This is a genomic window from Bacillus sp. SIMBA_005, from assembly GCF_046535585.1.
Taxonomy (GTDB): Bacteria; Bacillota; Bacilli; order Bacillales; family Bacillaceae; genus Bacillus; species Bacillus pumilus.
In genome coordinates this window covers 1-274 of the sequence record NZ_JAWRWI010000360.1, presented here as the reverse complement: position 1 = coordinate 274, position 274 = coordinate 1, and the positions used below count along the sequence as shown (strand labels likewise).

Annotated in this window: 1 protein-coding gene; it reads left to right on the top strand. The window is 60.2% G+C overall.

Annotation, left to right across the window (positions count from 1 at the left end; all coding sequences use genetic code 11):
• Positions 1–274: aldehyde dehydrogenase family protein (locus tag SB660_RS20455; RefSeq protein WP_410584158.1), on the top strand; the 274-nt coding region annotated here is incomplete at both ends.

Genomic DNA, 274 nt, shown 5'->3' with positions numbered 1-274 from the left:
CTTGATTGAGGTGGAGCCGGTCGGTGCGTTCCTTGTACAGAGCGAAGTCTTTGGCCCTGTTCAGACGCTTGAAGTCTTCAAGGATGAAGCCGAGGCGATCTCGCGGGCCAATGCCACAGAGTTCGGTCTCGCAGCATCGGTATTCACGGCAGATGCCAATCGTGCGCGGCGCGTTGCCGGCGCGCTTGAAGCTGGCACCGTCTGGATGAATTGCTGGGGCATCGTGACCGAACACATGGAAGAAAGCGGCCTGAAGCAGAGCGGCGTCGGCTCC